4 protein-coding genes and 1 tRNA gene are annotated in these 6,528 nt (G+C 68.5%); 3 read left to right on the top strand and 2 right to left on the bottom strand.

Features of this window, described 5'->3' with window-relative positions; genetic code table 11:
- Positions 1-1,087 (bottom strand): peptidoglycan-binding protein (locus AOJ26_RS40520; RefSeq protein WP_053853325.1); only part of this gene is annotated, 1,087 nt, incomplete at its 3' end.
- Positions 1,088-1,240: 153 nt separating this feature from the next.
- Between AOJ26_RS40520 and AOJ26_RS40515 the strand changes: the two genes are divergently transcribed.
- From AOJ26_RS40515 to AOJ26_RS40505, 3 genes are all read left to right on the top strand, one after another.
- Positions 1,241-1,314, top strand: a tRNA-Lys gene (locus AOJ26_RS40515).
- 685 nt (positions 1,315-1,999) lie between these two features.
- On the top strand, positions 2,000-4,030 hold the full coding sequence (locus tag AOJ26_RS40510; protein ID WP_053853324.1) for a glycosyltransferase family 2 protein: 2,031 nt from the start codon (positions 2,000-2,002) through the stop codon (positions 4,028-4,030).
- Complete coding sequence (locus tag AOJ26_RS40505) at positions 4,027-5,964, top strand: kelch motif-containing protein (RefSeq protein ID WP_053853323.1); 1,938 nt, start codon at positions 4,027-4,029, stop codon at positions 5,962-5,964. Before AOJ26_RS40510 ends, AOJ26_RS40505 begins: the two co-directional genes overlap by 4 nt.
- 10 nt (positions 5,965-5,974) lie before the next feature.
- Here AOJ26_RS40505 and AOJ26_RS40500 read toward each other — a convergent pair whose 3' ends face one another.
- Complete coding sequence (locus AOJ26_RS40500) at positions 5,975-6,328, bottom strand: nuclear transport factor 2 family protein (protein ID WP_053853322.1); 354 nt, start codon at positions 6,326-6,328, stop codon at positions 5,975-5,977.
- Between the last annotated feature and the right edge of the window lie 200 nt (positions 6,329-6,528).

The raw sequence follows: 6,528 nt of genomic DNA, 5'->3' as shown, positions 1-6,528 counted from the left end.
CCGTCTGTCCGCCCGCCGCCCCGATGTCCTTGCCCCTGCCGGTCACCAGCAGCGTCCAGGTCTGCGCCCCGGGCAGACCGTCGGCGTCCCCGCCCCACCAGCCCTGCGCCTGCTGGAACGCCTGGGTGGCCCTGCGGTCCGCGTCCGTCCAGCGGGGGCCGGGGCCGGAGGTGTAGTAGCGCCCGGCGCCGCGCCGCACGAGCATGCGGCCGAGCTGGGTGACGTACTTGTTGTCGGCCCCGGGACCGAAGTACGCGGGCCCCGGGAAGGGCGTCGCGGCCGGCGCCTCCGGCTTGCCGTTGTCCGGCACGGGCGTGGCCGGTCCGGGCGTGCCGGGCTCGGGCGTGGCGGGCGCGGACGGGACTGGTTCCGCCGAGGGGCCCGCGAGCCCCTTGTACCGGTAGGCCACGTACCGGTCCGAGTTGCTCCAGTAGGCGTACGGGGTGGCCTGCTTGCGGGCGTACGGGCGGGTCTCCTCGTAGGCGAGGTAGTAGGTGTGCGTGTAGTCCGTCCAGCCGCCGAAGATGACGACGTGGGAGCCCTGCTCGGGGTTGGACGGGTTGTGGAAGAGCAGGATGTCGCCGGGCTGGAGGTCGTCCTTGGCGATCCTGATGCCGTACTGGCCGAGGCTGCCGGTCCACTCGTTGCCCGGCAGGTTCCAGGCCATGGACACGAAGCCCGAGCAGTCCTGCCGGTAGCCGTCACCCCAGTAGGCGGACATGCTGTACGGCACCTTCGCGGCGACCCACTGCTTGGCCCGCCGGATGATGTCGGCCCGGGTGGTGGTCGGCGCCTTGACGACCGCCGGCCTGCCGCCGGGGCCGTGCAGCGGGGCCTTGCGGCCCTGGGGGGTGTCGGGCTCGTCGACCGCGGGTCCGCCCGGACGGGCCGGGGCGTGCGGGGCGGCGAAGGCGGGGGCCGCGTGGACCGCGCCGAGGGCGGTGGAGGCCGCGGCGGCGAGGATCACGGCCCGGGTGGCGGCGGGGTGGCCGCCGGTCGAGCGGGGCAGGACGCGTCGCCAGTGGACGCATCCGGGGCAGTCGCAGTCGCTCGCGGGATCGATCTCCTCGAACACCGGAGTCTCCATGCGACGCCCCTCACACTCCAGGTTGAAATGTCCGCAACTGTGCACATTCGCCAGTTTCTCAACTGTCGCCCGGACGCGCATGCTGACGGTCCGAATGATGTACGGCGAGCCGGAGCACCCTCTCGCGTCGGGTAGAGTTGTGCAGGTCAGCAGGCGCCGCTAGCTCAGTTGGTTAGAGCAGCTGACTCTTAATCAGCGGGTCCGGGGTTCGAGTCCCTGGCGGCGCACCGACGATGGCAGGCCTCCCACGGAAGCGGGGGGCCTGTCATGTTTGGACGAGTTGCTTCGGCGTGCCGGGGGGACTGGGGCCGGGCAGTGGCGGCTGGGGGTCCGGGGGTCATCCCCCGGGAAGACGCAGCATCAGCGGGTCCGGGGTTCGAGTCCCTGGCGGCGCACCGACACGGAAAGGCCCCTCGCCCAGCGGGGGGCCTTTCCGCATAGAAGGGCCTGGCCGAGGCGAGGGCCCTTCTGCGTGGAGGGGCCTCGACGAGGTGAGGGGGGTTTCGGCATGGAGGGGCGTGAACCGGATCGGGGCGGCGGACGTACGGATGTCCGCAACGACTCCACAAGGCCCCCACAGGAGCCACAATGAACGCGTATGACCGGTAAACACCGCGTTTCGCATCTTGCGATCATGATGAGCACCGTAGAACCCTGGTTTTCAAGATGCTGCGTATTCGCGGCAGTTGGGGGGCAAGGAGACGGTTGCCGGTGTTGCGGGGAAAGGGGGCCCCGCCGCTGACGACGCCGGAGGGGGCGTCTGCAACCGGAAGGCCGCTGTTACCTGTCTAATGCTGTGAAGATTGTGGTGACTGCGGCCCACCACTGATACGTCTGTGAAGGTCGAGGGGGACCTGATCAGCCGTAAGGAAACGACAACACGCGGCCCGTCCGCGTGTGGGGGGATGACTCATGACGTCGACGCCGACGGGCGCCCGGCAGAACTTCGACCCGTCCGACACCACACAGCTCAGGCTGCCTTCGCATCGGACCGGCACACTGCGCCGGATAAAGAAGACGCTTCCTAAGTACGACTACGAGCACTACAGCAGACTGGCCGGCCCCCTCACACAGCCCGACCCGAGCCGGCCCTACAAGGTGCAGTACCGCTCGCTGATCTCGCAGGAGCCGCACCGCATCAGAGTCGCCCTGATGCTCGCCGCGGCCCCGGTGCTCTCCCTGGTCCTGCTGTTCTGGCTGCTCCAGCCCGAGCACTGGACCGAACGGGACTACCCGGCCTTCTCGTGGCTGCCGGCCCTGGACATCGTGATGCTCGTCTCGATCGGTCTGATCGAGTTCTTCCGCTGCATGAACGTCCTGTCCAACGCGCACGCCACCCTGGTCGCCCGCGACCCGGTCCCGGTGGTGCCCGAGACCGGCACCAGAGTGGCCTTCCTCACCTCCTTCGTGCCCGGCAAGGAGCCGCTGGAGATGGTGACGAAGACCCTGGAAGCCGCGGTGCGGATCCGTCACCGCGGCCTCATGCACGTCTGGCTCCTGGACGAGGGCGACGACCCGGCGGTCAAGGAGGTCTGCGCCCGCCTCGGGGTGCACCACTTCTCCCGCAAGGGCGTCGAGAAGTGGAACCAGCCCAAGGGCCCGCACCGCGCCAAGACCAAGCACGGCAACTACAACGCCTGGCTGGACGCGCACGGCGACCAGTACGACTTCTTCGCCTCGGTCGACACCGACCACGTGCCGCTGCCCAACTACCTGGAGCGGATGCTCGGCTTCTTCCGCGACCCGGACGTCGGCTTCGTGATCGGCCCGCAGGTCTACGGCAACTACGACAACTTCGTCACCAAGGCCGCCGAGTCCCAGCAGTTCCTCTTCCACGCCCTGATCCAGCGCGCCGGCAACAAGTACGGCGCCCCGATGTTCGTGGGCACCTCCAACGCCGTACGGATCAGCGCGCTCAAGCAGATCGGCGGGCTCTACGACTCGATCACCGAGGACATGGCGACCGGGTTCGAGATCCACCGTCACAAGAACCCGGCGACGGGCCGCAAGTGGCGCTCGGTCTACACCCCGGACGTGCTCGCGGTCGGTGAGGGCCCGAGCGCCTGGACGGACTTCTTCACCCAGCAGATGCGCTGGTCGCGCGGGACGTACGAGACGATCCTCAAGCAGTACTGGAAGGGCTGGTACTCGCTGCCGCCGAGCAAGCTCTTCAACTACACGATGATGATCATCTTCTACCCGATGTCCGCCCTCAACTGGATCCTCGCGGCCCTCAGCTGCGCCCTGTTCCTGGGCCTGGGCGCCTCGGGTGTGAACATCGACCCGACCGTGTGGCTGATGCTCTACGGCAACGCCTCCGCGCTCCAGATCGGCCTGTACATCTGGAACCGCCGCCACAACGTCTCCCCGCACGAGCCCGAGGGTTCCGGCGGTGTCGCGGGCATGGTGATGTCGGCGCTGTCCGCCCCGCTGTACGCCAAGGCGCTGGTCGACTCGCTGCTGCGGCGCAAGAGCAAGTTCGTGGTGACGCCCAAGGGCGACTCGGCCAGCCCCGACCGGTGGTTCGGCACCTTCCGCTACCACTGGTACTTCATCGCCATCTTCGGCGGCTCGATCGGCGCCGGCATCGCCCTGGGGCACTCGCACCCCGCGATGATCATCTGGGCGACCTTCGCCATGCTGATCACCGCGACCCCGATCTTCACCTGGCGGCACATGCTGCGCCAGGCGAGGAAGAAGCCCGCCGCGCCCGCCGAGGCGCCCCAGGCACCGGTCGTCCCGGCGCAGGTGCCGGCTCAGGTCTCGGCGCAGTACCAGCCGCAGCCGCTGCCCGCCCGGCACACGCCGGCGCAGCACGCCCCGGCCCACAAGCCGACCTGGGCCGCCGCCCCCGAGCCGCGCCCCGGGGGCTCCGCGGACGACGGGGGCAACGACCAGACCATGCAGATCGCCCTTGGTGGACTTGGGGGACGTAAGGAATGAACGACCGTGCAGGCCGCCGCCGCGCCCGTCGACTCGCGATCGGTACGGCGGTGGTGCTCGCGCTGGCCGGGATGAACGGCCCGTGGCTGTACCGCTTCGGGACGGAGAAATACCACCAGTACCAAATCAACAAGCCCGAGTACAAAGCCGAGAACGGCAAGTGGGAGATCGTCGACTTCCCCGAGGAGTACCGGCAGAACACCATCCACGCGGCACTGCTGCGCACCGGGAAGGTGCTGCTGGTGGCGGGGTCGGGCAACAACCAGGACAACTTCGACGCGAAGAAGTTCGACACCCGGATCTGGGACCCGGTCAAGGGCACGATCAAGAAGGTGCCGACGCCCAGCGACCTGTTCTGCACCGGGCACACCCAGCTCGCGAACGGCAACCTGCTGATCGCCGGCGGCACCAAGCGGTACGAGAAGCTCAAGGGTGACGTCACCAAGGCCGGCGGCCTGATGATCGTGCACAACGAGAACCCGGACCAGCCGATCACCCTGCCCGCGGGCACCAAGTTCACCGGCAAGGAGAACGGCAAGACCTTCGTGTCCAAGGACCCGGTGGTCGTGGAACGGGCCACGAAGGTCTTCGACAAGGCGACGGGGAAGTTCCTGCGCAACGACCCCGGGCTCGGCCGTATCTACGTCGAGGCGCAGAAGAGCGGCCGGAAGTACGAGACCGGCACCCAGGACAACTACCGGATCCAGGGGCTCACCGGGACGGACGCGCGCAACACCTACGGGATCGCGCAGAAGCTCGCCCTCGACAAGAAGGACTTCCAGGGGATCCGGGACGCCTTCGAGTTCGACCCGGTCGCCGAGAAGTACATCAAGGTCGACCCGATGAAGGAGGCCCGCTGGTACCCGACGCTCACCACCCTGAGCGACGGGAAGATCCTCAGCGTCTCCGGGCTCGACGACATCGGGCAGCTCGTCCCGGGCAAGAACGAGGTGTTCGACCCGAAGACCAAGAAGTGGACGTACCTCTCGAAGGTCCGTCAGTTCCCGACCTACCCGGCGCTGTTCCTGATGCAGAACGGCAAGGTCTTCTACTCGGGGTCGAACGCGGGGTACGGGCCGGACGACGTGGGGCGCGACCCGGGCGTCTGGGACGTGGAGAGCAACAAGTTCACGAAGATCCCGGGGCTCAGCGACGCCGACGAGATGGAGACCTCCGGGACCGTGCTGCTGCCGCCGGCGCAGGACGAGAAGTACATGGTGATCGGGGGCGGCGGGGTCGGCGAGTCCGCGCGGTCCAGCAACCGGACGCGGATCGTGGACATGAAGGCGGACAGCCCGAAGTTCGTGGACGGGCCGACCCTGGAGAAGGGGACGCGGTACCCGCAGGCGTCGATCCTTCCCGACGACTCGGTGCTGGTGTCGGGAGGCTCGGAGGACTACCGCGGGCGCGGTGACTCCAACATCCTCCAGGCCCGGCTGTACCACCCGGACACCAACACCTTCGAGTCGGTGGCCGACCCGCTGGTGGGGCGCAACTACCACTCCGGTTCGCTGCTGCTGCCGGACGGGCGGGTGATGTTCTTCGGGTCTGACTCGCTGTACGGGGACAAGGCGAACACGAAGCCGGGTGTCTTCGAGCAGCGGATCGAGATCTACACACCGCCCTATCTGTACCGGGACTCGCGTCCTTCGCTGTCCGGGGGGCCGCAGACCATCGCCCGGGGTGCTTCCGGGACGTTCACCTCTCCGCAGGCTTCGGCGATCAAGAAGGTGCGGTTGATCCGGCCCAGTGCGTCGACGCATGTGACCGACGTGGATCAGCGGTCCGTCGAGATGAAGTTCACGGTGTCCGGGGACAAGGTGAAGGTGACGGTGCCGGAGAACAAGAACCTGGTGCAGTCGGGGTGGTACATGCTGTTCGTCGACGACGACCAGGGGACACCGAGCAAGGCTCAGTGGGTTCGGGTGCCGTAGGACCGAGACGTCAGGCGGTGAACATCGTCGTCAGGGCGGCGATCCTTCCGTCGCGGACGGTGATGACGTCGATCCCGCGGACGGCGGGTCTGCCGGGCGGACCGAAGGCCCAGGCGAGTGCTCCGGTGTGGGGGCCGGCGTAGCGCCGGCCGTCCTCGGTGAAATCGAAGTCGGCGGGGGCGTCGGCGAGGAGGGCGGCGGCCTTGTCCGCGAGGGCGTCGCGTCCGGTGGTGGCGCCCTCGGGGTCGGTGAAGACGACGTCCTCGGTATAGAGGCGTTCGACGGCCGCGCGGCGGGTTGCGGCGTCGCGGTTGCCGAAGACTTCGTGCAGGTTGGCCGCGAGCAGGTCGGTCACGTTGCGCATGGTTCCTTCAAGGGTGTCCGGGGCGACCGGGGGCGACTGGCCGGCTCGGCAGAGCTCGGCAGGCCGCCCCGGTGCGCTCGTGTCGGGTGGGCGGAGGGGGATGGGCGGCTGCGGTCCTGGTCAGATCTGGCTTGCGCCGCCGTCCACGTATATCTCGGCACCGGTCACGTAGCTGCTGGCCTCACCAGCGAGGAAGAGGA

This window comes from Streptomyces sp. NRRL B-24085 (genome assembly GCF_001282115.1).
GTDB lineage: Bacteria > Actinomycetota > Actinomycetes > Streptomycetales > Streptomycetaceae > Streptomyces.
Note: the sequence above shows the minus strand (reverse complement) of the source record. Positions and strands in the feature narration are given on the sequence as shown.

Excerpts from the sequence above, each read along its gene's own strand:
- AOJ26_RS40510 (WP_053853324.1), top strand. The coding sequence starts at position 2,000 with ATGACGTCGACGCCGACGGGCGCCCGGCAGAACTTCGACCCGTCCGAC.
- AOJ26_RS40500 (WP_053853322.1), bottom strand. The coding sequence starts at position 6,328 with ATGCGCAACGTGACCGACCTGCTCGCGGCCAACCTGCACGAAGTCTTC.
- AOJ26_RS40505 (WP_053853323.1), top strand. The coding sequence starts at position 4,027 with ATGAACGACCGTGCAGGCCGCCGCCGCGCCCGTCGACTCGCGATCGGT.